This is a genomic window from Streptomyces sp. CA-142005 (assembly GCF_050942335.1).
Taxonomy (GTDB): Bacteria; Actinomycetota; Actinomycetes; order Streptomycetales; family Streptomycetaceae; genus Streptomyces.
The window spans coordinates 8,826,552-8,850,069 of sequence record NZ_CP192078.1 but is presented as its reverse complement, the minus strand read 5'-3'; the positions used below and the strand labels follow the sequence as shown (position 1 = coordinate 8,850,069).

Here is a 23,518-nt window from a genome sequence, read left to right as displayed (position 1 = left end):
TCACCCCTCACCGGCACAACGCCCCCGAGCCAGGCGCCCCTTGCCCAGCGGGAGCTGCCCACCGCCGACGGCGGGCGCCCGTTGACCCGCAGGGACTGCCCACTAGGGTGCCCCCGTGACCACGTTTACCGATGAGAACGTCCCCGGCCGCTACGGCCCCCACGCGACCACCGAGGCCGACCCGCGCGAGGTCGGCCGGGTGCGTACCGAGTACTCCCCCGCCCACGACGGCGACCCGGACCCCGGCGAGATCGTGTGGACCTGGGTGCCGTTCGAGGAGAACGACGGCCGGGGCAAGGACCGCCCGGTGCTGGTCGTCGCCCGCGAGGCGGCCGGCACCTTCCTCGCCGTACAGCTGTCGAGCAAGCGGCACGACGGCGACCGGGAGTGGGTCGCGATCGGCAGCGGGCCGTGGGACCGGTCGGGCCGGGACTCGTGGGTGGACGTGGACCGCGTGCTGCGGCTGCACGAGGACGGCATGCGCCGGGAGGCCTGCGCGCTGGACCGGATGCGGTTCAACCTCGTCCGGCAGCGGCTGCACGAGCGCTACGGCTGGACCTGACCGGAGTACGCCGCCGCGGCCCGGGCTTCCGGGAACGCCCGAGCGAACGCCTCCCGCACCACCGTGCCCGGTGTCCGGTCCAGCACGCCGAACACCACGTGCTCGAACGTGCGCGCGAACCGGCCGCCGGGGCCGAGCAGGGCCCGGAACGCGCCGGCGACCTGTGCCGGGTCGTTCTGGAAGACTCCGCAGCCCCAGGCGCCGAGCACCAGCCGGCCGTAGCCGTGGGCGGCGGCCGTCTCCAGAACGCGCTCGGCCCGCACCGCGAGCGCGCCCGGCAACTCGGCGGCGCGCTGCGGTTCCGTACGCCGTACGACGCCCGCGTTGGGGGCCGCCGCCGTCAGGAAGCCCGCGAGGTACGGCTCGGCCAGCAGCCGGCCCCGGTCGTCACGGAAGACCGGGACGGCCGGGGAGTGGATCACCCGGTCCGTGTAGAACGGGTCGCGGTGGGCGCGGTGGTGGTCGTAGAAGGAGCCGGCCGTCAGCAGGCAGGTGTACAGCGCGGAGCCGCGGCACAGGGCTTCCTCCTGGGCCTGCGCGCCGTTGAGGTAGCCGCCGCCGGGGTTCCGGGCGGAGGCGAAGTTCAGGACGGCGACCGGGGCACCGGCGAGCCGGCGGGCGGCCTGGAGACTGCTCTCCCCGGTGACCTCGACAACGGTGTCCGCCGTGAGCCCCGAGCCCGCGCCACCGGAGGCGCCGGCGTCACCCGACTGCCGTACACGAACCGGTTCCGGACCGAACATCCGCGTGCCGGCCCGAGCGGCCTCGATCTCGGCCGCGAGGGACACGTCGCGGCCGTCCGGCGCGCGATACCGGCCCGCCGCCACGATCCGCTCCGTCTCCGCGGCGATCCCGCGCAGGCGCGCGCTCACGGCGCCACCCCCGTGGGCGCCGTGGCCGCGGCCTGCGCGGTCTCCCCCGTCGTGCTCATGCAGGCATCCTGGGTGATGCTGGTGATGCGGTGCAACGGAGTTTCCCGCCCCGGAACGGTCCGGAGAACGCCTACGGAAACGGAGATGACCGAACCGGAACGTCCCCAGGGGCACCCTTGTGCGAACCGGCCCGAGGGTCTTGGGTGGAACGAGTGCCCGCCCGGCCCCACGTCCGAACCGGGCCGATGGCATGGTGGAATCTCAGGAGGATCCCGACATGTCCGATTCACAGAGTGACGGTGGCGACTGTACGCCGCATCGCACCGCCGTCACCGAAGCCGAGGTGGAAGCCCTGGTCCAGGGCATCTGCTTCAAGACCGGGCCGCCCCGCTCGCTCGGTGTCGAGCTGGAGTGGCTCATCCATGAGTTGCGGACTCCGCAGCTCCCCGTGACACCCGAACGACTCACAGCGGTGTACACCGCCCTGCGGGCCCTGCCCCTGCGGTCACCGCTCACCGTCGAACCCGGCGGCCAGCTGGAGCTGAGCTCGCCGCCCGCCGCCTCCCTGATGGAGTGCATCGGCACCGTCTCCGCCGACCTGGACACCGTCCGCGCCGCCCTCGCCGAGGAAGGGCTCGGTCTGGTCGGCATCGGCCACGAACCCTGGCACAAGCCCCGCCGGTTCCTGCGCGAGCCGCGCTACGACGCGATGGAGACCTGCCTGGACCGCACCGGTCCGGCGGGCCGGCACATGATGTGTGCCTCCGCCTCCGTGCAGGTCTGCGTGGACGCCGGTCACGAGGAGCCGGGCCCGCTCGGGTACCGGCGCCGCTGGTGGCTGGCCCATCAGTTGGGGGCGGTCCTGGTGGCCGCGTTCGCCAACTCCCCGCTGCTCGGCCACGAGCCCACGGGCTGGCGGTCCACCCGGCAGCTGATGTGGATGGAGATCGGCGCCGGGCGCGCGGGCGCTCCCCCGCTGGACGGCGAGCCGCGCACCGCCTGGGCCCGGCATGTGCTCGACTCGCCGGTGATGTGTGTGCGCCGGGACAGCGGGCCGTGGTACGTGCCCGACGGGCTCACCTTCCGGGAGTGGACCCGTTCCCGGTCGCCCCGGCCGCCCACGCGGGCGGATCTGGACTACCACTTGACCACCCTGTTCCCGCCGGTCCGGCCGCGCGGCCACCTGGAGCTGCGGATGATGGACGCGCAGCCCGGCGACGACGGCTGGATCGTGCCGCTCGCGGTGACGGCGGCGCTGTTCGACGACCCGGCGGCCGCCGAGACGGCGTACCGCAGCGTCAAGCGCCTGGCGGAACGGTCCCTGAACCTGCCCGCCCCGCACAACCCGCTGTGGACCGACGCGGCCCGCCTCGGTCTCGCCGACCCGGAACTGCGCGAGGTCGCCGTCGTGTGTTTCGCGGCGGCGCTCCAGGCCCTGCCCCGGATCGGCGCCACCGCCGAGGTGACCGACGCGGTGGCCGCGTACCTGGACCGCTACGTCGCCCGGGGCCGCTGCCCGGCCGACGATCTGCTGGACCGGACGGCCCGCCGCGACCTGCGCCCGTCCCGGCCCGGCCGCACCGCCCACCGGAGGAAGGACATCCGCACATGACGGCCCCCGAGACCGACACCGCGACGACCGAGGTGGACACCGAGACGCTGCGCGAGCGGGTGCTGGCCTCCCTCACCGCCGCCCGGGACCGCACCACGCTGCTGACCAGCTGCGTCGAGGAGCCCGACCTCACCACCCAGCACTCGCCGCTGATGTCCCCGCTGGTGTGGGACCTCGCGCACATCGGCAACCAGGAGGAGCTGTGGCTGCTCCGGGCGGTCGGCGGCCGGGACGCCATGCGGCCCGAGATCGACAGCCTGTACGACGCCTTCGAACACCCGCGGGCCGAGCGGCCCTCGCTGCCGCTGCTGCCGCCCGCGGAGGCCCGCCGGTACGCGGCCGAGGTGCGCGGACGGGTCACGGACCTGCTGGCGGGCGCCGACTTCCACGGCACCCGGCTGACCGAGGCCGGATTCGCCTTCGGGATGATCGCCCAGCACGAACAGCAGCACGACGAGACCATGCTGATCACCCATCAGCTCCGCAAGGGCCCGCAGGCCCTGACCGCTCCGGAACCGGAACCCGCCCCGCTGTTCACCGGTCCGGCCGAAGTCCTGGTCCCCGGTGGCCCGTTCACCATGGGCACCTCGGCCGAACCGTGGGCGCTGGACAACGAACGCCCGGCGCACGTCCGGGAGGTGGCCCCGTTCTGGATCGACACCACGCCGGTGACGAACGGGGCGTACCAGGCGTTCATCGAGGACGGCGGCTACGACACCGAGCGCTGGTGGACCCCGGAGGGCTGGGCCCACATCAAGCAGCACGCGATCACCGCGCCGCTGTTCTGGCGCCGGGACGGCGGCCACTGGCTGCGGCGGCGCTTCGGCGTCACCGAGGCGGTGCCACCCGACGAGCCGGTGCTGCACGTCAGTTGGTACGAGGCCGACGCCTACGCCCGCTGGGCCGGGCGGCGGCTGCCCACCGAGGCGGAGTGGGAGAAGGCCGCCCGGCACGACCCGGCCACCGGCCGCTCCACGCGCTACCCGTGGGGCGACGCGGACCCGGCACCACAGCACGCCAACCTGGGCCAGCGGCATCTGCGGCCCGCGCCCGCCGGCAGCTACCCGGCCGGCGCGTCGCCTCTCGGCGTACGGCAGTTGATCGGTGACGTCTGGGAGTGGACGGCGAGCGACTTCCTGCCGTACCCGGGCTTCAAGGCCTTCCCGTACAAGGAGTACTCGGAGGTGTTCTTCGGGTCCGAGTACAAGGTGCTGCGCGGCGGTTCGTTCGCCGTGGACCCGGTGGCCTGCCGGGGCACGTTCCGCAACTGGGACTACCCGATCCGGCGGCAGATCTTCTCCGGGTTCCGCACCGCCCGCTCGGAGGCCGTCTGATGTGCCGCCATCTGGCCTATGTGGGGCCCGAGGAGCCGCTCGGCCGGCTCCTCCTGGAGCCGGAGCACAGCCTGGTGCGCCAGTCGTGGGCGCCCCGGCGGCAGCGCTACGGGACGGTGAACGCCGATGGTTTCGGGGTCGGCTGGTACGCCCAGGACGACCCTCTCCCGGCACGCTACCGGCGGGCCGGGCCGATCTGGGCGGACCTGTCCTTCGCCGACCTGGCGCGGGTGGTGCGCTCCGGCAGCGTGCTGGCCGCCGTACGGGACGCGACGCTCGCGGGCGCCGACGCCGAGGCCGCCGCGGCGCCCTTCGCCTCCGGCCGCTGGCTGTTCAGCCACAACGGCGCCCTCGCGGGCTGGCCCGACTCGGTCGCCCCGCTGGTGTCCGCGCTGCCCCCGGTCGAGTTGCTGTCGCTGCAGGCCCGTACCGACTCGGCGTTCGTGTGGGCGCTGGTCCTGCACCGGCTGCGCTCGGGGGACGAGCCCGATCAGGCCCTCGGCGAAACGGTTCGTCAGCTGGCCGGGGCGGCCCCGGCCTCGCGGCTCAACCTGCTGCTGACGGACGGCACGACGATCGCCGGCACCACCTGGGGCGACACCCTCTGGTACCGCACGGAGCCCGGCCGGAGCACGGTCGTCGCCTCCGAGCCCTACGACGACGACCCGCTCTGGCAGGAGGTCCCCGACCGCACCGTCCTCACCGCGAGCCGCGCCGGCGTGCTGCTCGCACCGCTGGAGGATCCGGCGCCCTCCCCCACTCTCGACTCCGCTCGAGCGGGGGCGTCCCCATCATCGAAGGAGCCCTGTACGTGAGCCCCCTGCACGTCACCCGCACACTCCCCGAGGACGCGACGGAGGCCGCGCTGCGCGCCGACGTTCTGGGCGGCCTCACCGACAACCCCAAGTGGCTGCCGCCCAAGTGGTTCTACGACGCCCACGGCAGCGAGCTGTTCGAGCAGATCACCGAGCTGCCCGAGTACTACCCCACCCGCGCCGAGCGGGAGATCCTGGCCGGCCGGTCCGGCGAGATCGCCGCGGCGAGCGGTGCCCGCACGCTGATCGAACTCGGCTCGGGCTCCTCGGAGAAGACCCGCTTTCTCCTCGACGCGCTCGCGCCCGCGGCGTACGTCCCGGTCGACGTCAGCGAGAGCGCCCTCACCCAGGCCGGCAAGGCGCTCGTCGTGGAGCGCCCGGACCTGGAGGTCCACGCGCTGATCGCCGACTTCACCGCCCCGCTGACCCTGCCCGCGACTCCCGGGCCCCGGCTGCTGGCCTTCCTCGGCGGCACGATCGGCAACCTGCTGCCCGCCGAACGCGCCGGCTTCCTGGCCTCCGTGCGCTCCCTGCTCGCACCCGGCGACGGGCTGCTGCTCGGCACGGACCTGGTCAAGGACGAGCGGGTGCTGGTCCGGGCGTACGACGACGCGGCCGGCGTGACGGCGGCGTTCAACAAGAACGTGCTGGCCGTGGTCGACCGTGAGCTGGGCGCCGACTTCGATCCGGACGCCTTCGACCACGTGGCCCTGTGGGACCCCGAGCGGGAGTGGATCGAGATGCGGCTGCGCTCCCGTATCGCGCAGACGGTGAAGGTGCCCGCGCTGGACCTGGCCGTGGACTTCGCGGCCGGCGAGGAGCTGCGCACCGAGGTGTCCGCGAAGTTCCGCAAGGAGGGCGTGACCGCCGAACTGGCTGCGGCGGGGCTTGAGTTGACTCACTGGTGGACGGACGCGCAGGACCGCTTCGCGCTGTCGCTGAGCGTGGTGCGGTGAGTCACACGTCCGGCGCGAGTTCCCCGGTGATCTTCGCGGAGGCCCGGCGGGCCTCCGTCGCCGGGTCCGCGCCCTGGAGCACCCGGGTCATGTACTCCTTGATCGGGTTGTCGGCCTCGACGTCGGCCCACTGAGGGGTGCTGGGGGTCGCGCGGCCCTGAGCCGCGCCCGCGGCCATGGCGGCGACCCCCTCCTCCCCCGCGACCGCGCCCGCCAGCGTGGTCTTGTTGGGCACGTAGTTCATGGTGCGGGCGAGTTCGGTGTCCCACTTGGCGCCGACGAGCGCCCCGACGACGGCGGTCGCCGCGAACTGGTCCTCGGTGCCCGCCGGGACGACGAGGTCGGAGCCGCCGGTGAAGACGGCGCCGGGCCGCGCGGCGGTCTTCCCGGGCACCGGGAAGAAGCCCAGCTCGTCCTTCAGGTCCGGGTTCTGCCGCACGATCGACTGGGCGAGCCCCGGTACGGCGATGATCTGCGCCACCTTGCCGCCGGCGAACACCCCGGCCTGGGGCGGGTGTTCCTCGTCCGAGTCCGCCGGGCCCCGGCCCAGCGCCTGCAGCCGCCGGTAGAAGTCCATGCCGCGCAGCGCGGCCGGGGTGTCGAGGGCGCCCTCCCACCGGTAGTCCTTCTGCCGGGCGAGGTCGCCGCCCTCGTCCCAGACGAAGCCGGACAGGGTGTACCAGTCCTGGCCGGCCAGGTAAATGCCCTGGTTGCCGCCGGAGTTCAGCTTCTCGGTGTCGGCGAGCCACTCCTCACGGGTCTTCGGCGGGCGGGTGATGCCGGCCGCCTCGAACAGGTCCTTGCGGTAGATGACGACGCGGTTGGCCGCGTACCAGGGGATGCCGTACTGCGCGTTGCCGTCCTTGCCCGGCTGGGCGAGGCCGGGCAGCCACTTGTCCTTGCCCCAGTCGCGCATCGACTCCAGCGTGAGGTCGGCGAGCTTGCCGCCGTCGGCGTACAGCGGCACCTGGGTGTTGCCGACCTCGATGACATCGGGTCCGTCTCCGGAGTCGTCCTTGAGCGCCGCGCGGACCTTGTCGACGATGCCGGTCCATTCCTGGATGCGGATGTCCAGGCGCAGATCCTTGTGGGTGCGCTCGAAGTCCTCGGTGAAACGCCGGAGGAACTCCTTGGAAGCGCTGTCCTTCATCAGCCACACGGTGACCGTCTTGCGCTCGTGGCCGCCCGGGAGCATCCCGCAGGCGCTCACGAGGGAACCGGTGACACACAGGAGGGCGAGCAGACGACGTCTCACGAGGGGTCCTGTTCTGTCTGGCAGGGGTGCGGACAGGCGTGGGGGCCCGACGTGGGGGGACGAGCGGCACGGCTCGTACGGGTGTGCTGGATTTTGGTATGGACCAATGCGGAGGGTCAAGAGGGCCAGGGGCTACCCGCGCAGGCGGCGGACACCGTGCGGGCGGGCCGGGGATGGGGCACGGTGGAGTACGGCGTGACAGGAGAGGAGCACCCTCATGACGCATCACACCTACCGGGTCACCGAGATCGTCGGCACGTCGCACGAGGGCATCGACCAGGCCATCCGCAACGGCATCGCCCGCGCCGACCAGACGCTGCGCAATCTGGACTGGTTCGAGGTCACCGAGGTCCGGGGCCAGATCGAGAACGGGCGGATCGAGCACTACCAGGTGGGGCTGAAGGTGGGCTTCCGCCTCGAGGACGCGGACTGACCGCCTCCCGGCGTCAGGTGCGGCCCTCTCGCTCCTGAGCCTCCTCAAGCGCCGCGGACTTCGCGGTCCAGCGGGCACGTACGACGGTGAACCCGGCGCGCTCGGCGTCGTCGCAGACCATCTCGTCGTCGTCCACGAGGACACGGATCTCGCGGTCCTGGGCGAGCCGGCGCAGGATCTCCAGCTTGGTGAACCGGGCGGGCCTGCGGTCGGCGTTGCTCCGCATGTACACGCGCCCCTCGGGCAGCCCATGGGCCGCGAGCCAGTCCAGTGTGTCGCGCCGGCACCGCTCGGGGCGGCCGGTGAGATACAGCACCTCGCATTCGCGGGCGCTCTCCACGGCGAGCGCGATGCCCTCGGCGAGGGGCGGGTCCGCGGGCGCGGCGGCGAAGAAGGCGGCCCAGTTCTTCGGCCGTACCTCCAGGAAGTGCCGCCGGTGCGCGGTGTCGGCCAGGGTGTTGTCCAGGTCGAACACGGCGAGCGGACGCCTGGTGCTGTCGGTCACGGGGCCACCTTAGCCAGGCGCCGACGGGCCAGGAATTCCCGGCTCACATGCGCGTTGAACCTTGGGTGAGCAGCACTGTGATCGCCCGGACCCGGTTCTCCGTCCTCGACCGTTCGCGCACCCGCGAGGGACACCCGCCCGCCGAGGCGCTGCGGGACACCGTCGCACTGGCGCGGGAGGCCGAGGCACTCGGCTATCACCGCTACTGGGTGTCCGAGCACCACGGTGTACCCGGCGTCGCCGGTTCCGCGCCGACCGTGCTGGCCGCCGCGGTCGCCTCGGCCACACGGACGATCCGGGTCGGCACCGGCGGTGTGATGCTGCCCAACCACCAACCGCTCGTCGTCGCCGAGCAGTTCGGCGTCCTGGAGTCCCTGTTCCCCGGCCGGATCGACATGGGGATCGGGCGTTCCGTCGGCTTCACCGACGGGGTGCGCAAGGCCCTCGGCCGGGACAAGGAGGTCGCCGAGGACTTCGCGGGGCAGCTCGGCGAGCTGCTGGGCTGGTTCGAGGGCGGCTCGCCGACCGGGGTGCGGGCGCGTCCCGCGGAAGGGCTGCGGGTGCCGCCGTTCGTGCTGGCCATGGGCGAGGGCGCGCGGATCGCGGCCCGCGCCGGACTGCCGATGGTGATCGGCGATCTGCGCGGCCGGGAGAAGATGCTGCGCGGCATCGACCAGTACCGCTCGCTGTTCCGGCCCTCCCCCTGGGCGCCGGAGCCGTACGTCGTGATCTCCGGGACGGTCGCGGTCGCCGGCACCGAGGAGGAGGCGCGGCGGCTGCTGGTCCCGGAGGCCTGGTCGATGGCGTACGCCCGCACCCGCGGCACCTTCCCGCCGCTCGCCCCGGCCGACGAGATCGAGGCCCGCACGATGACCGCGAAGGAGCGCGGCCTCTACGAGGCGGGGCTTGCCGGGCACATCGCCGGCACCGCGGACCAGGTCGCGCACGAGCTGGAGACGGTGCTGAAGGAGACGGGCGCCGACGAGGTCCTGGTCACCACCAGCTCCTACGACCGTACGGCGCTGCTGGGCTCCTACCGGCGGCTCGCCGCGCTCTTCGCGCCGGGGCTCTGACGGCCCCGAGATGCGGACCCGGCCGGGGCCGGTGACCCTGGGAGGGGAAGCCTCAAGCGACGAGGAGGGCTGCCATGTCCATGATGGACAAGATCAAGCAGATGCTCAAGGGCCATGAGGACCAGGCCAAGACGGGCGTCGACAAGGCCGGCGACATGATCGACCAGAGGACCCAGGACAGGTACGGCTCCCAGGTCGACGCCGCGCAGAAGCGGGCGGACCAGTACATCGACCAGAACCGCCGCGACAACCCTCCGCAGTAGCAGCGCACGGGCGTGGATAGAGTTGTGCCTCTATGCACAGCCCATCCGACCAGTACGTCCGCGTCCGCGGCGCCCGCGAACACAATCTGAAAGGCGTCGACGTCGACATCCCCCGCGACGCCCTGGCCGTGTTCACCGGCGTGTCGGGCTCGGGGAAGTCGTCCCTGGCGTTCGGCACGATCTACGCCGAGGCTCAGCGGCGGTACTTCGAGTCGGTCGCGCCGTATGCGCGCAGACTGATCCACCAGGTCGGGGCGCCCAAGGTCGGCGAGATCACCGGGCTGCCGCCCGCGGTCTCCCTGCAGCAGCGCCGCGCGGCCCCCACCTCCCGCTCCTCGGTGGGCACGGTCACCAATCTCTCCAACTCCCTGCGCATGCTGTTCTCCCGCGCCGGGGACTACCCGCCGGGCGCGGAGCGGCTCGATTCGGACGCGTTCTCGCCGAACACGGCGGCCGGCGCCTGCCCGGAGTGCCATGGCCTGGGCCAAGTGCACGACACCACCGAGGAGTTGCTGGTCCCGGATCCCTCCCTGTCGATCCGCGAGGGCGCCATCGCCGCCTGGCCCGGCGCCTGGCAGGGCAAGAACCTGCGCGACATCCTCGACGCGCTCGGCCACGACGTGGACCGGCCCTGGCGCGAGCTGCCTGCGCAGGCACGGGAGTGGATCCTGTTCACGGACGAGCAGCCCGTCGTCACCGTCCACCCCGTCCGGGACGCCGACCGCATCCAACGGCCGTACCAGGGCACGTACATGAGCGCGCGCCGGTATGTGCTGAAGACGTTCTCGGACACCAAGTCCGCGTCGCTGCGGGCGAAGGCGGAGCGGTTCCTGACCAGCGCCCCCTGCCCGGTGTGCGGGGGCAGCCGGCTCCGGCCGGAGGCGATGGCGGTGACCTTCGGCGGCCGGACCATCGCCGAACTGGCCGCGCTGCCGCTGACCGACCTGGCCGCCCTGCTCGACGGCCGCACCGAGACCGCGCGGGTCCTCACCGAGGACCTGAAGTCCCGGATCGCGCCGGTGGTCGAACTGGGCCTCGGCTACCTCAGCCTCGACCGCTCCACCCCCACCCTGTCGACGGGCGAGCTGCAACGGCTGCGGCTCGCCACCCAGTTGCGCTCCGGGCTGTTCGGCGTCGTCTACGTGCTGGACGAGCCGTCCGCCGGACTGCACCCGGCGGACACCGAGGCGCTGCTGACCGTGCTGGACCGGCTGAAGGCCGCCGGCAACTCGGTGTTCGTGGTGGAGCACCACCTGGAGGTGGTGCGCGGCGCCGACTGGCTGGTGGACGTGGGTCCGGGCGCGGGCGAGCACGGCGGACGCGTGCTGTACAGCGGGCCGCCGGCCGAGCTGGCGTGTGTGGCGGAGTCGGCGACGGCCGTGTTCCTGTTCGACGAGTCACCCGGCCCGGGACGTGAAGTCCGCTCTCCGCGCGGCTGGTTGAGGGTGGGTCCGGTGACCCGGCACAACCTGCGCGCGGTGACGGCCGAGTTCCCGCTCGGCGCGTTCACCGCCGTCACCGGCGTCTCCGGTTCCGGAAAGTCCACGCTCATCGGCGAGTTGACGGATCAGCTTCCGGGCGTGGACCGGCTGGTCCGGGTCGACCAGCGGCCGATCGGGCGCACCCCGCGCTCCAACCTGGCCACCTACACCGGCCTGTTCGACGTCGTGCGCAAGGTGTTCGCCGCCACCGAGGAGGCACGGGCGCGCGGGTACGGCGTCGGCCGGTTCTCCTTCAACGTGTCCGGTGGGCGCTGCGAGACCTGCCAGGGCGAGGGGTTCGTCAGCGTCGAGCTGCTGTTCCTGCCGAGCACCTACGCGCCCTGCCCGGACTGCGGCGGCGCCCGCTACAACCCCGAGACCCTCGAAGTGACCTACCGGGAACGGAACATCGCCGAGGTGCTCGATCTGACCGTGGAGGCCGCGGCGGAGTTCTTCGCCGGCATCCCGGCCGCCGCCCGCAGCCTCGGCACGCTGCTCGACGTCGGCCTCGGCTATCTGCGGCTCGGGCAGCCGGCGACCGAGCTGTCCGGCGGGGAGGCGCAGCGGATCAAGCTGGCGAGCGAGCTGCAGCGCGGCCGGCGCGGCCACACCCTGTACCTGCTGGACGAGCCCACCACCGGGCTGCACCCGGCCGACGTGGAGGTGCTGATGGACCGGCTGCACGGACTGGTCGACGCCGGGCACACGGTCGTGGTGGTGGAACACGACATGACGGTGGTCGCGGGCGCCGACTGGGTCATCGACCTGGGCCCCGGCGGCGGCGACCAGGGCGGCCGGATCGTGGCGGCGGGCCCTCCGGAGCGGGTGGCGCGGGCGGAGGGCAGCGCCACGGCACCGTACCTGGCGCGGGTCATGCCCTGAGTTCCGTCCTCACCGACCCGTGCCCAATGCATCGATGTGGTAACCGAGTTGGAGCATTGGGTCGGCCCCTGCCCGCTCCTTGACGATAATGTGACGGTGGCCACTTCACCGGAACTCGAACTCGACGACGGCACGCCGGTCCGCTTCTTCCTCGCCCCCGCGGCGGGCGCACCCCCTGTCAGCCGGGACGACGACCTCCCCGCGGGCCTGGGCACAGTGGTGCCGGTCGGGGCGGGCGGCCGGGCCGTCGCGAACCTCGCGGCCGGCGCGCTGCGCGGCGCGCTGCGTCCGCTCGGTCCGCTGCTGCAGGAGGTCCACGACGCCGCCACGGCGGTGCCCGAGCCGCCGACCGAGCTGAGCGTGACCTTCGGCGTGCAGGTGGGCCAGGACCTCAAGTTCGGGATCGTCGGCGCCGCCGGACAGGCCCATCTCACCGTCACCGCCAGCTGGAAGCCCGCCCCGGACACCGGCACGAACCCCGCGGAGTGACGCGTGGGCTGGTTCCACACCGCGGGGGCCGGTGGCCGCGACCCGTCCCGGTACGTCGTGACGGTGCGGCGGACCGAGGACGGCAGGACGGCGGGCGCGGGGCTGGTCCTCGGCCATGACACCGTGCTGACCTGCGCGCATGTCGTGAATGCCGCGCTGGGCCGGGACATGTTCCACACCCGGGCACCGATGGCCGTGGACGTACCCGTGGAAGTGAGCAGGTCCGCCGTCGGCTCGCAGCGCCACCTCGCCCGGGTCGCCCACTGGATCCCGCCCCGTGCCCCGGACGGCGGGCCGGTGCGGCCGGGGGCCCGCGAGTGGCTCGGCGACCTCGCCGTACTCCGCGTCGACGTCCCGGCCCCGGGTCTGCCCGACGGCCCCGGCCAGGCCGCCCTGTCGGTCGGCCAGAAGCTCCGCGCCTGGCACGGCAGCGGTGCCGATGCCACCGTGGCCCGGCTCACCGTCGCCGCCGTGCACGGTCCGCACGGCTATGTCGACGGCGCGCCCACCGGCATGGCGGTCGACGTCGGCTACAGCGGCGGCCCCCTGTGGTGTCAGGAGGAGAACGCCGTGGTCGGCCTCGTCGCGGGGCACTTCCTGCCGGTCGACGCCGCCGGACATCCACTCCCGCTCGACTTCCAGAACGTCATCCGGCGCAGCTGGGTCATCCCCTGGCAGGCCGTCGAGGCCGAACTGCGGCCCCTCGGTGTGCTGGACGCATGCCGCCCCGTGCCGCCCGACACCGACGAGCACGCCTTCGGGCTGCTGCTGCAGGCGATCGAGGACGCCCTTCCGTCCCCCACCGGGCGCGGCGACCGGGCCCGCCGGCTCGCCCAGCTGTGCGGAGTGGAGCACGGCAGCGATGTGCGGCCGCCGTCCGCGCAGGACTTCGCCGCGTTCCTGCTGACGCATCCGCGGGCGCTCGCGGCACTGACCGGGCTGTTGCGCCGGGAGGACCCGAGGTCCACCGACCGGCTGCTGGCCGCGGGCGCCCTGTCCCGCACTCCCCGGCTGCTGTCCCCGTCCGAGTACGCGGACCTGCGCGGGCATCTGCGTGCCCTCGACCCCGCCGTGAGCGCGCGGTTCCCCGAGGCGGTCCGCGCCGCGTTACCGCATCTGGCGACCCAGCCGGGCGGCGACAGCGTGGACGCGCTCGTCGACCGCCTGGAGATCCTCCCCGGCGACGGCCACGCGAGCGACGGCGAGCGCCGGGTGCCCGCGCTGCTGCGGGTGGTGGAGTACGTCGCCGCCCTCGCCCCCGACACCCCGCGGGCCCGGCTCCGGATGTGGTCGGACCGGGTGGCCGGCCGTCTCGGCATCGGGCGCTCGGCACTGGGCGAGCGGCGCTACGACGCCCAGGAATGGGCGCGTTCCGTGCGCGGACGGGCCGCCAGGGTGCGCGTCCTGGTCCAGGTGACGAAGGTCGGGCGGGGCCGGCACCGGCTGCGGATCTGGTGCGACGAGGGCGCCGGGCCCCGGCAGGTGTCCACCGAGAGCGTGCGGACGTACACCGCCTCCGAAGCGGCACGAGAGGTGCTGCGGGTCCTGGACTCGCTCACGCCCCCGCCCGAGGACGAGCGTCCGCCGCTGGTGGAGGTGCTCGTGGACCGCGGCGGCCTGAACCTGCCCGTCGACGAGTGGGCGGCCCAGGGCCGTGCGGAGCTGGTGCCCGGGGTGCTCGGGGTGGAGTACCCGCTGGTCGTGCACTGCCCAGAACTGCTGCGCCGCAACGGGCGGTTCGTCTCCCGCTGGCGCAGCAGATGGAGCCGCCTGGACTCCGGCAAGGCACTCGTCGTCTCGGACCCCGCCGACCGGGACACGCTCTACTCGCAGCTCGTCAACCAACTCGACACGGTACGCGTCTCCGTGGACGTACCGCCCGGTCCTCCCCGGGACCGCATCGTGCAGACCTGCCTGGCGCTGGGCATACCTGTGGTGATGTGGGACCGCGGCGAGGACGGGCCCTCGCACAGTGTCCGGCACATGGCGCGGGTCGCCACCCGGGAGCTGCCCGACGGCGTCCACAGCTACCGGGCGGGCGCCTGGGCCAATCCGCCCGAGTTCCCCGGCCGTCCGGTCCTCGCCTGGGCCGACGCCGACCGCACCGTCCCCCGCCTGCACCTGTCCGAACCCCAGGAGGGTCCATGACATCCGCCGCCGACGCCGCATGGCGACTGTTCCGAGGCGACGGCGTGCCCCGCGAGGTCACCCTGCCCGACGCCCCGCCGTGGCGGCGCTTCGCCCCGGTGCGCGCGCCGCGCCCGAAGCTGCCGTACGTGATCGACCCGCGACACGCCGACATCGTCAACGCGGCGCTGCACCTGCGTCGTCCGCTGCTGGTGACCGGTCCCGCGGGCACCGGCAAGTCGTCGCTCGCCCGTGCCGTCGCGCTCGAACTGCGCCTCGGCGATCTGCTGCGCTGGTCCGTCACCAGCCGCTCCACCGTGCCGGACGCCCTCTACGTCTACGACGCCATCGGCCGGCTGCGGGAGACCACGCTCAGCCGGGACCGCGGCGACCGCGAGCCGTCCATCGGGCAGTTCATCCGCCTCGGGCCGCTCGGCACCGCGCTGGTGGCCTCGGCCGGCCCGCGCTGTCTGCTCATCGACGAGATGGACAAGGGCGACGTCGACCTCCCCAACGATCTGCTCACCGTGTTCGAGGAGGGCTACTTCGAGATCAAGGAGCTGGTCCGGCTGCCGGAGGACAGCGCCGACGTGGAGGTGCAGACCTCGGACCACCGGGGCACGGTCCGGGTGCACCAGGGCCTCGTCCAGTGCGCCGAGTTCCCCGTCGTGATCATCACCAGCAACGGTGAACGGGACTTCCCGCCCGCGTTCCTGCGCCGCTGCCTCAGGCTGGAACTGCCGGTGCCCGACGAGGAGCGGCTGCGCACCATCGTCGCCGCGCATCTGGGCGAGGAGGCGCTGCGGGAGGCGGACGACCTCATCGACGCCTTCCTGCGCCGCCGCGCCCTCGGCGAACTCGCCACCGACCAGCTGCTGAACGCCGTGTTCCTGCGCACCGGGGGCGTCGACCTGGACGCGGAGGGCCTGCTGGACGCCGTACTGCACCAGCTCACCGGGGCGATGTGACCGTGGCGGGCGGGGGCGGGCGACTGACCGAGGCACTGCGGGTGCTGGCGTCCTGCGGGCACGACCTGGACGCGGACCAGGTCCTCGACGTGCTCTGGCTCGCCCGCCGCCTGCCCGCCGACACCGAGGCACCGCTCCGGCGCGAACCCCCGCCGGTGCCGGGCCGCCCCGCGCCCGGCCCCGCGCCGGATCCCGGCCCGGCCGCCGCGCAGGCCCCCACGCCGGACCCCGACGACCCGGACCTGCCCGACCTCACCGCCCCCGCCCTGTACGGGGCGGCCCGGCGCGGTCCGGCGCCCGAGGTGCGGCTCGCCCCGTCCGCGCCCGAGCCGCGCCGGGCGATGCCGGTGCGGGTGCCCGAGGACAAGGCCCTCGCCGACGAGCTGGCCCTGGGCCGGGCGCTTCGGCCGTTGCGCCGCCGCCGCGACAGCCGTTACCGCACGGAGATCGACGAGGAGCGCACCGCCGCCCAGCTGGCCGAGACGGGGCTGCCCGACGTGGTGGAACGGCCGGTGCGCGAGCGCTGGCTGAATCTGGCGCTGCTCGTGGACGACGGTCTGTCGATGCTGCTGTGGCATCGGCTCGGCACCGAACTGCGCACCCTGCTGGAGCGGTTGGGCGCCTTCGCCACCACCCGTGTCCTCGGTCTCGACACCCGTGCCGCCCGCGAACCCCGCCTGCACACGCGGCCGTTCCGGCCCGAGAGCGGTGAGTTGCCGCTCAGCACGGTCAACGACCCCTCGGGCCGCACCCTGGTCCTCGTCGTCAGCGACGGCATGGGCGCCGCCTGGCGCTCCGGTGCCCTGCACGGGCTGCTGGCCCGCTGGGCGTCCCGCGGACCGACCGCGGTCCTGCAGACACTGCCGCCCGACATGTGGGAGGCCTCCGGCATCGCCGCCGAGCGCTGGCAGGCCACCACTCGGCGGATCGGTGGCGCCAACGCCGCCTGGGAGGTGAGCGATCCGGTGCTGCCGCCGGAGCTGTCCGCCTTCGACGGGGTGCCCGTGCCCGTGCTGGAGCCGACCCCCGAGTCGCTGCGGGACTGGGCCCGGCTGCTCGCCTCCCCCGGCACCACCGTGGAGCTGCCCCTGCTGGCCCACCCCGACCCGTACGGCAGTGTGGCCGACGCCCGGGACCTGACCAGCGCCCAGCACTTCCGGGACTCGGCCACCCCCGAGGCCTACCGGCTGGCGGCCCATCTCGCCGCGGTCTCCCCGCTGTCGGTGCCGGTGATGAGGCTGGTGCAGTCGGCGGTGCCCTGGCCGGCCACGACCTCGCATCTGGCGGAGGTGTTCCTGGGCGGCCTGGTCCGGCCGCACCCGGCCCCGGTGCCCGGACCGCTGCCCGCCAAGCACCGGGTGTTCGACTTCGCCGAGGAGTCCAAGTCGGTGCTCCTGGACTCCGTCCCGCAGGCCGAACTCCTGCGCACCAGCCGCCGGATCGGCCGCCATCTGGAGGAACTCGCGGGCAACTCGCCCGACTTCCCAGCCTGGCTGGCCCATCCGGACGGCTCCGCCCATCTGCCGGGCTCCCACCAGCCGTTCACCAGCGTCGAACGCCGGCTGCTCGCCCGCTTCGGGGTGTCGTTCGAGCGGGTACCCGGCCTGCCCTCCCGCGAGCCGGAGCGCACGCCCGCGGGAGCCGACGGCTGGGCTCCGCTGACCGACGCGGACCCGGTCCGGCTCGGCCCCTACACCCTGCGGTACCGGCGCCGCGGCCGCCGTACGATTCTGTACCGGGGCACCGACGCGCACGGCACCGAGGCGGTACTGCGCACCCCGCGCCCCGATCTCCCGGCGGCCAACGCCCAGTTGATCGCGATGGAGGCGGAGGCGCTGTCCCGGCTGCAGGGCCAGTACGCGCCCGCGCTGCTCGCCACCGGTCTGGAGGACTCCCCGCCCTGGCTCGCGATGGCGCCGATCGGCGACCAGGACGCCGAAAACGCCGCGCCGCCGCGCCTGTCCGAGGTGTTCGCGGGAGCCCTGGCGGACGGCACCGCCCCGTTCGACCTCGTGCGCGGCCTGCTGGTCTCCTGGCATCTGGCCAACGCCCTCGCCCTGTGTCACGCCGGCGGGCTGGTGCCCGCCGACTTCGGAACGGACAGCGTGTACGTGCTGCGCCGCACCGTGGCGCTCGCCGATCTGTCCGACTACGCCGTCGACGACCGGTATCTGGGGTCCGGTCCGGCGCCGACCGTCGCGGACAGCATGCGTGCGCTGGGCGCGCTGCTGCAGCTGATCAGCAGCAAGGCGGGCGTCGAGGTGCCGAATCTGCCGGAGGGCATGCACCTGTGGCAGGGGGACGGCTGGGAGCAGCTGCGCCGCCTGGTGCTGCGCTGCCTCGACGACGATCCGGCCGTCCGCCCCACCGCGGGCGAGGTCGCCGACGCCCTGGCCCGGTACATAGCCCTGGCCCGGCTGCGGACCGGCGACGACTCGCTGTCCCCCGTCATGCCGGCAGGCAGCAGGCTGTCGGCGCCCGTACCGCTGACCCCGCCCCCAACGCCACCGCAGGCCGGACGGCAGCTGCCGCTATCCCGCTTCAAGGCGGCCCGCGGGCGCGTCCGGGAACGCCTCGCGCTGCTGCGCGAGCCGCTGCTGTTCAGCAGGCGGCTGACGCTGGTCGGCGCCCACCACTACAGCGGCCGGGCCACCGCGACGATGGCACTGGGCTCGGTACTGGCCGCCATACGGTCGGAACCCGTCCTCGCCGTCGACGGGGCCCCCACCGAGGGAGCGCTCGACGCCTTCCTGCCCCACGAGCGCAACCAAGCGGTGCCCCGGGATCTGGCCGACCTCTCGCGCTGCCCGTCGTACGAGCAGATCCGCGCCCACACCACGCGCCTTCCCTCGGGCCTGGAGGTGCTCGCGCACCGCCCGGGGCACTACGGGCCCAACTCCACGCACACCCACCAGTACATGCGTGTTCTGGCGCACACGGCGCCGTACTACTCGTTCGTGCTGACCGACTGGGCGCCGGTGCGCGTGGACGCGACGCTGGAGGTGATCCTCGACCACACGGACCGGCTGATCGTGTGCTGCGGCACCACCGATTCCTTCCGCGACGACGCGGCGCGCCTCCTCGGCAGGATCCGGGACGCCGGACGCCCCGAACTGGCGGACGAGGCGGTCGTCGTGGCCTCCCGGACGGACGGTTCCTACCGCCGGACCCTGCCCGACACCTTCGTCCGGCAGCTGACCGTCCCGCCCGCCCAGGTGCTGCTCGTGCCCTTCGACAGCGCGCTGCAGTCGCCGCGCTGGGAGCTGAAGGATCTGCGCGCGGGCACGGTGGAGGCATATCTGCGGCTGGCGGAGCTGGCCGTACGCCCCCTGCTGTGAACGGCTACCCCGTCCGGACGGGCGCGGCGTGCGCGGGCCGGCCCGCGACCAGGACCGCATGGGTCCAGGCCGGCTCGTGAGCTACCGGCTGGGCCGCCCGGGCGAGGGCGCGGCGGTCGGGATGGGCACCGGGCCGGATCACCGGCCGTACCTCCACCTCCGCGACCATGCCCCGGGTGCGGGCCACCCGCCACAGGGAGGCGAGCAGGGTGTCCTCGCCGACGAACGCCGCCGCCGTGCTCGGGCCGCCGCCGGTGTCCTGCCGGTAGCGCAGGCTGACCGGCTGCACGGGTACGCCGGCGTCGAGCGCGGCCTGGAACACGGCCCGGCGGAAGCGGCCGTGGGCCCGCCCGCACCAGGTGCTGCCCTCCGGGAACGCGGCGACGGCCGCGCCCTCCCGCAGCGCCTCGGCGATCCGGGCGACCGTCTCGGGCAGGGCGCGGATCCGGTCCCGCTCGATGAACAGGGCCCCGCCGCGTGCGGCCAGCGGGCCCGCGACCGGCCACTGCCGGATCTCGGTCTTGGCGAGCATCCGGGCCGGGCGCACGGCGGTCAGCAGCGGGATGTCCAGCCACGAGACATGGTTGGCGACCAGCAGCAGCCCGCCGTCCGGCGCGGTGGTGCCCGTGAAGCGGACCCGGACCCCCATGGCCCGCACGATCGCCCGGCACCACCGCCTGACCCACTCGGCGGGGATCCTCCCACCGAGCGGGGACAGCGCGATCCCGGCCAGCACCAAGACGGCGACGGCGGTCAGCCGCAGCACCGCCCTGGGCGTGGCCACGGCCGCCCGGGCCGGCTCCACACAGGCGCCCGGGGTGCAGGGCGCGCTGGGCAGCCAGACGCTCATCAGGCCGGCACGAGGGAGAGGAAGTGCCGCAGATAGCGGGCGTTGACCCGGCGCATCGACAGCAGCACGAACATGTCGGCGACCCCGAAGTCCGGGTCGTGCGCGGGCTCGCCGCACACCCAGGCGCCCAGGCGCAGATAGCCGCGCAGCAGGGCGGGCAGCTCGCTGTGCCCGGCGGGGGCCTCGGCGTTCGGGATCCAGGGCAGCAGCGGCCGTACCCGGAACTCCTCGGGTGCCAGGTGCTTGGCGCGCACCCGCTCCCAGGTGGCCGTCGCAAGCGTCCCGCCGTCGGCGAGCGGCACCGAGCAGCAGCCCGCCAGCCACTCGTGGCCGCGGTCGACCATGTACCGGGCTATCCCGGCCCAGATCAGGCCGATGACCGCGCCGTCGCGGTGGTCGGGGTGCACACAGGAGCGGCCGACCTCGACCAGTCCGGGCCGGATCGGGTCGAGCGCGCCCAGCTCGAACTCGCCCTCCGAGTAGAGCCGGCCGGCGACCGAGGCCCGCTCCGGGGGCAGCAGTCGGTAGGTGCCGACGACCTGCCCGGTGCCGGTGTCGCGTACGAGCAGGTGGTCGCAGTAGGCGTCGAAGGCGTCGACGTCCAGTCCCGGCCGCGGCGTGGCCAGCAGGGCCCCCATCTCACCGGCGAAGACGTCGTGCCGCAGCCGCTGCGCGGCCCGCACGTCGTCCTCGTCACGGGCGAGGGTGACGGTGTAGCGGGTCGGTGCCTCGGGCTGTGGGGGGCGGTCGAGGGTGGAAACGCCGGTCATGGCTCTCTCCTGGTCACGGGCCGGTTCGGCGACGGCGGCGAGCGGGTGCGTACGGCCCGCCGCTCCAGTTCTTCCGACGCCGGTTGGCGTGCGCGTGACCTGTGCCCGGAGAGGGGATGTGGGAATGCTGAACGCCGGGATACCGGCGATCACCGAAAACGAGACGGGGCCGGTGAGCACCATCGCCGGCCCCGCCCGTTCGTCTGTGCGACGAACGTCTTCCGCTCAGTGGGACGCTACCGCTTTCCCGCCTTCCGGGTGGCCCGCAGCCACTCCTTGTTCATGTTCGTGATGGACACGAGCGGGATCCCCTTCGGACAGGCCGTGGCGCACTCCCCCGTCAGCGTGCACCCGCCGAAGCCCTCCGCGTCCATCTGCGCCACCATGTCCAGCACCCGGGTCTCCCGCTCGGGCGCGCCCTGCGGCAGCACGTTCAGATGGTTGACCTTGGCGGAGGTGAACAGCATCGCCGCGCCATTGGGACACGCGGCCACGCACGCCCCGCAGCCGATGCACTCCGCGTGCTCGAACGCGAAGTCGGCGTCGGCCTTGGGCACCGGCGTGGCATGCGCCTCCGGAGCGGCGCCGGTCGGCGCGGTGATGTATCCGCCGGCCTGGATGATCCGGTCGAACGCGGACCGGTCCACCACCAGGTCCTTGATCACGGGAAAGGCCGCCGCCCGCCACGGCTCGATGTCGATCGTGTCGCCGTCCTTGAAGGACCGCATGTGCAGCTGGCAGGTGGTGGTGCGCTCCGGCCCGTGCGCATCGCCGTTGATCACGAGCGAGCACGCGCCGCAGATGCCCTCGCGGCAGTCGTGGTCGAAGGCGACCGGCTCTTCACCGGACAGGATGAGCTGTTCGTTGAGGACGTCCAGCATCTCCAGGAAGGACATGTCGGACGAGATGCCGTCCACCTCGTACGTGGACATGGCGCCTTCTGCGTCGGCGTTCTTCTGGCGCCAGACGCGCAGGGTGAGCTTCATGCGTAGCTCCGCTGGGTGGGATGGACGTACTCGAAGACCAGGTCTTCCTTGTGCAGGACGGGTGCCTCACCGGTGCCCGTGAACTCCCAGGCCGCCGCGTAGCCGAACTCGTCGTCCTTGCGGGCGGCTTCGCCGTCCGGGGTCTGGGACTCCTCACGGAAGTGGCCGCCGCAGGACTCTTCGCGGTGCAGCGCGTCGAGGCACATCAGCTCGGCCAGCTCCAGGTAGTCGACGATCCGGTTGGCCTTCTCCAGCGACTGGTTGAACTCCTCGCCGGTGCCGGGGACCTTGATGCGCCGCCAGAACTCCTCGCGTATCTGCGGGATGCGCTCCAGTGCCTTGCGCAGTCCGGCGTCGGTGCGGGCCATGCCGCAGAACTCCCACATGAGTTCGCCGACTTCGCGGTGGAAGGAGTCGGGGGTGCGGTCGCCGTCGACGGACAGCAGCCGGTTCAGCCGGTCCTCCGTCTCGGCCAAAACCTCCCGCACGGCCGGGTGTTCGGTGGTGACCGGGTCCTGGTGGGGGTTGCGGGCCAGGTAGTCGTTGATGGTGGCCGGCAGCACGAAGTAGCCGTCGGCCAGGCCCTGCATCAGCGCGGAGGCACCGAGCCGGTTGGCGCCGTGGTCGGAGAAGTTGGCCTCACCGATCGCGAACAGGCCCGGGATGGTGGTCTGCAGGTCGTAGTCGACCCACAGGCCGCCCATCGTGTAGTGCACGGCCGGGTAGATGCGCATCGGCACCTCGTACGGATCCTCGTCGGTGATCCGCTGGTACATGTCGAAGAGGTTGCCGTACTTGGCCGCGACCGCCTTGCGCCCCATGCGCTGGATGGCGTCGGCGAAGTCCAGGTAGACGCCCTGCCCGCCGGGGCCCACTCCCCTGCCCTCGTCGCAGACGTTCTTCGCGGCGCGGGAGGCGATGTCCCGCGGGACCAGGTTGCCGAAGGACGGGTAGATGCGCTCCAGGTAGTAGTCGCGCTCGTCCTCGGGGATCTGGTTCGGCGGGCGGGTGTCGCCCTTGGCCTTGGGCACCCAGATGCGGCCGTCGTTGCGCAGCGACTCGCTCATCAGCGTCAGCTTGGACTGGTGGTCGCCGGTGCGCGGGATGCAGGTGGGGTGGATCTGGGTGAAGCAGGGGTTGGCGAAGTAGGCGCCGCGCCGATGCGCCCGCCAGACGGCGGTCGCGTTGGAGTTCATGGCGTTGGTCGACAGGTAGAAGACGTTTCCGTAACCGCCGGAGGCGAGGACGACCGCGTCCGCGAAGTACGTGTCGATCCTGCCGGTGATCAGGTCCCGGGCCACGATGCCGCGGGCCCGCCCGTCCACGACGATCAGGTCCAGCATCTCGGTGCGCGGGTGCATCTCCACGTTGCCCGCCGCGATCTGCCTGCTGAGCGCCTGGTAGGCGCCGAGCAGCAGCTGCTGGCCCGTCTGGCCGCGGGCGTAGAAGGTGCGGGAGACCTGGACGCCGCCGAAGGAGCGGGTGTCGAGCAGACCGCCGTACTCGCGGGCGAAGGGCACGCCCTGGGCCACGCACTGGTCGATGATTTCCACCGAGATCTGCGCCAGCCGGTGGACGTTGGACTCGCGGGCGCGGAAGTCGCCGCCCTTGACGGTGTCGTAGAACAGCCGGTGGATCGAGTCGCCGTCGTTGCGGTAGTTCTTCGCCGCGTTGATGCCGCCCTGCGCGGCGATGGAGTGGGCGCGGCGCGGGGAGTCCTGGTAGCAGAACTGGACGACGTGGTAGCCCTGTTCGGCCAGGGTCGCGCCCGCGGAGCCGCCGGCGAGGCCGGTGCCGACGACGATGATCGTGTGCTTGCGCCGGTTCGCGGGGTTGACCAGCTTGGCCTCGAAGCGGCGCTTGTCCCAGCGCTCGTGGATCGGGCCGGACGGGGCCTTGGAGTCGGTGACCGGCTCGCCCGTCGCGTAGTTCACGTATTCGGTCATG

Annotated in this window: 20 protein-coding genes; 13 read left to right on the top strand and 7 right to left on the bottom strand. The window is 73.3% G+C overall.

What is annotated here, in order from left to right; all coding sequences use genetic code 11:
- The first annotated feature begins 115 nt into the window (after positions 1-115).
- Positions 116-562 (top strand): type II toxin-antitoxin system PemK/MazF family toxin, encoded by a 447-nt coding sequence (locus ACQPXS_RS40755; RefSeq protein WP_356307133.1) that lies wholly within the window; start codon positions 116-118, stop codon positions 560-562.
- Here the strand turns inward: ACQPXS_RS40755 and ACQPXS_RS40750 are convergent.
- Positions 547-1,434 (bottom strand): TIGR02452 family protein, encoded by an 888-nt coding sequence (locus ACQPXS_RS40750; RefSeq protein WP_433454552.1) that lies wholly within the window; start codon positions 1,432-1,434, stop codon positions 547-549. The two genes, ACQPXS_RS40755 and ACQPXS_RS40750, sit on opposite strands and share 16 nt — an antisense overlap.
- A gap of 277 nt (positions 1,435-1,711) precedes the next feature.
- Here ACQPXS_RS40750 and egtA point away from each other — a divergent pair, with 277 nt between their 5' ends.
- Genes egtA through egtD form a run of 4 tightly spaced genes read left to right on the top strand, consistent with a single transcriptional unit; the run spans position 1,712 to position 6,151 of the window.
- Positions 1,712-3,046 carry an ergothioneine biosynthesis glutamate--cysteine ligase EgtA gene (gene egtA, locus ACQPXS_RS40745; RefSeq protein ID WP_433454551.1) on the top strand — a complete coding sequence of 445 codons (1,335 nt, stop codon included), beginning with the start codon at positions 1,712-1,714 and terminating at the stop codon, positions 3,044-3,046.
- Positions 3,043-4,380 (top strand): ergothioneine biosynthesis protein EgtB, encoded by a 1,338-nt coding sequence (gene egtB, locus ACQPXS_RS40740; RefSeq protein WP_433454550.1) that lies wholly within the window; start codon positions 3,043-3,045, stop codon positions 4,378-4,380. The genes egtA and egtB overlap by 4 nt, the downstream gene beginning before the upstream one ends.
- Entirely contained in the window at positions 4,380-5,195 is an 816-nt protein-coding gene (egtC, locus tag ACQPXS_RS40735) for an ergothioneine biosynthesis protein EgtC (protein ID WP_433454549.1), read from the top strand. The genes egtB and egtC overlap by 1 nt, the downstream gene beginning before the upstream one ends.
- Complete coding sequence (gene egtD / locus ACQPXS_RS40730; RefSeq protein ID WP_433454548.1) at positions 5,192-6,151, top strand: L-histidine N(alpha)-methyltransferase; 960 nt, start codon at positions 5,192-5,194, stop codon at positions 6,149-6,151. The genes egtC and egtD overlap by 4 nt, the downstream gene beginning before the upstream one ends.
- 1 nt (position 6,152) lies before the next feature.
- On the opposite strand, the gene ACQPXS_RS40725 is transcribed toward egtD, so the two are convergent.
- Positions 6,153-7,406 carry an extracellular solute-binding protein gene (locus ACQPXS_RS40725; protein WP_433454547.1) on the bottom strand — a complete coding sequence of 418 codons (1,254 nt, stop codon included), beginning with the start codon at positions 7,404-7,406 and terminating at the stop codon, positions 6,153-6,155.
- Positions 7,407-7,623: 217 nt separating this feature from the next.
- Here ACQPXS_RS40725 and ACQPXS_RS40720 point away from each other — a divergent pair, with 217 nt between their 5' ends.
- Positions 7,624-7,839, top strand: a complete 216-nt coding sequence (locus ACQPXS_RS40720) for a dodecin (RefSeq protein WP_356307121.1) — start codon at positions 7,624-7,626, stop codon at positions 7,837-7,839.
- 13 nt (positions 7,840-7,852) lie between these two features.
- Here ACQPXS_RS40720 and ACQPXS_RS40715 read toward each other — a convergent pair whose 3' ends face one another.
- On the bottom strand, positions 7,853-8,344 hold the full coding sequence (locus tag ACQPXS_RS40715) for an LNS2 domain-containing protein (protein ID WP_433454546.1): 492 nt from the start codon (positions 8,342-8,344) through the stop codon (positions 7,853-7,855).
- Positions 8,345-8,409: 65 nt separating this feature from the next.
- On the opposite strand from ACQPXS_RS40715, the gene ACQPXS_RS40710 reads away from it, so the two are divergent.
- The 7 genes from ACQPXS_RS40710 to ACQPXS_RS40680 all read left to right on the top strand — a co-directional run bounded on the left by ACQPXS_RS40710 (position 8,410) and on the right by ACQPXS_RS40680 (position 18,965).
- Positions 8,410-9,417: an LLM class flavin-dependent oxidoreductase gene (locus tag ACQPXS_RS40710; RefSeq protein ID WP_433454545.1), complete on the top strand. Its 1,008-nt coding sequence runs from the start codon at positions 8,410-8,412 to the stop codon at positions 9,415-9,417.
- Positions 9,418-9,491: 74 nt separating this feature from the next.
- Positions 9,492-9,680, top strand: coding sequence for an antitoxin (locus ACQPXS_RS40705; RefSeq protein ID WP_356307115.1), 189 nt, complete (start codon positions 9,492-9,494; stop codon positions 9,678-9,680).
- A gap of 32 nt (positions 9,681-9,712) precedes the next feature.
- Positions 9,713-12,043, top strand: coding sequence for an ATP-binding cassette domain-containing protein (locus tag ACQPXS_RS40700; RefSeq protein WP_433454544.1), 2,331 nt, complete (start codon positions 9,713-9,715; stop codon positions 12,041-12,043).
- A gap of 96 nt (positions 12,044-12,139) precedes the next feature.
- Entirely contained in the window at positions 12,140-12,532 is a 393-nt protein-coding gene (locus ACQPXS_RS40695; protein ID WP_433454543.1) for a CU044_2847 family protein, read from the top strand.
- A 3-nt stretch (positions 12,533-12,535) separates the two neighbouring features.
- Positions 12,536-14,680 carry a trypsin-like peptidase domain-containing protein gene (locus ACQPXS_RS40690; RefSeq protein WP_433454542.1) on the top strand — a complete coding sequence of 715 codons (2,145 nt, stop codon included), beginning with the start codon at positions 12,536-12,538 and terminating at the stop codon, positions 14,678-14,680.
- On the top strand, positions 14,677-15,627 hold the full coding sequence (locus ACQPXS_RS40685) for an AAA family ATPase (protein WP_388633361.1): 951 nt from the start codon (positions 14,677-14,679) through the stop codon (positions 15,625-15,627). The genes ACQPXS_RS40690 and ACQPXS_RS40685 overlap by 4 nt, the downstream gene beginning before the upstream one ends.
- Entirely contained in the window at positions 15,624-18,965 is a 3,342-nt protein-coding gene (locus ACQPXS_RS40680) for an SAV_2336 N-terminal domain-related protein (RefSeq protein WP_433454541.1), read from the top strand. The genes ACQPXS_RS40685 and ACQPXS_RS40680 overlap by 4 nt, the downstream gene beginning before the upstream one ends.
- Positions 18,966-18,969: 4 nt before the next feature.
- Here ACQPXS_RS40680 and ACQPXS_RS40675 read toward each other — a convergent pair whose 3' ends face one another.
- The 4 genes from ACQPXS_RS40675 to ACQPXS_RS40660 form a co-directional block, all read right to left on the bottom strand.
- The gene (locus ACQPXS_RS40675; RefSeq protein ID WP_433454540.1) at positions 18,970-19,815 is read right to left on the bottom strand and encodes a lysophospholipid acyltransferase family protein; all 846 of its coding nucleotides are present in this window, start codon (positions 19,813-19,815) and stop codon (positions 18,970-18,972) included.
- On the bottom strand, positions 19,815-20,585 hold the full coding sequence (locus ACQPXS_RS40670) for a GNAT family N-acetyltransferase (protein ID WP_433454539.1): 771 nt from the start codon (positions 20,583-20,585) through the stop codon (positions 19,815-19,817). Before ACQPXS_RS40670 ends, ACQPXS_RS40675 begins: the two co-directional genes overlap by 1 nt.
- 236 nt (positions 20,586-20,821) lie before the next feature.
- Positions 20,822-21,571, bottom strand: a complete 750-nt coding sequence (locus ACQPXS_RS40665) for a succinate dehydrogenase/fumarate reductase iron-sulfur subunit (RefSeq protein WP_356307107.1) — start codon at positions 21,569-21,571, stop codon at positions 20,822-20,824.
- Positions 21,568-23,517, bottom strand: a complete 1,950-nt coding sequence (locus ACQPXS_RS40660) for a fumarate reductase/succinate dehydrogenase flavoprotein subunit (RefSeq protein ID WP_433454538.1) — start codon at positions 23,515-23,517, stop codon at positions 21,568-21,570. The genes ACQPXS_RS40665 and ACQPXS_RS40660 overlap by 4 nt, the downstream gene beginning before the upstream one ends.
- Position 23,518: the final 1 nt, after the last annotated feature.

Coding starts and splice junctions, on each gene's coding strand:
- egtA (WP_433454551.1), top strand. CDS start 1,712: ATGTCCGATTCACAGAGTGACGGTGGCGACTGTACGCCGCATCGCACC.
- egtB (WP_433454550.1), top strand. CDS start 3,043: ATGACGGCCCCCGAGACCGACACCGCGACGACCGAGGTGGACACCGAG.
- egtC (WP_433454549.1), top strand. CDS start 4,380: ATGTGCCGCCATCTGGCCTATGTGGGGCCCGAGGAGCCGCTCGGCCGG.
- ACQPXS_RS40720 (WP_356307121.1), top strand. CDS start 7,624: ATGACGCATCACACCTACCGGGTCACCGAGATCGTCGGCACGTCGCAC.
- ACQPXS_RS40705 (WP_356307115.1), top strand. CDS start 9,492: ATGTCCATGATGGACAAGATCAAGCAGATGCTCAAGGGCCATGAGGAC.
- ACQPXS_RS40700 (WP_433454544.1), top strand. CDS start 9,713: ATGCACAGCCCATCCGACCAGTACGTCCGCGTCCGCGGCGCCCGCGAA.
- ACQPXS_RS40685 (WP_388633361.1), top strand. CDS start 14,677: ATGACATCCGCCGCCGACGCCGCATGGCGACTGTTCCGAGGCGACGGC.
- ACQPXS_RS40675 (WP_433454540.1), bottom strand. CDS start 19,815: ATGAGCGTCTGGCTGCCCAGCGCGCCCTGCACCCCGGGCGCCTGTGTG.
- ACQPXS_RS40670 (WP_433454539.1), bottom strand. CDS start 20,585: ATGACCGGCGTTTCCACCCTCGACCGCCCCCCACAGCCCGAGGCACCG.
- ACQPXS_RS40665 (WP_356307107.1), bottom strand. CDS start 21,571: ATGAAGCTCACCCTGCGCGTCTGGCGCCAGAAGAACGCCGACGCAGAA.
- ACQPXS_RS40660 (WP_433454538.1), bottom strand. CDS start 23,517: ATGACCGAATACGTGAACTACGCGACGGGCGAGCCGGTCACCGACTCC.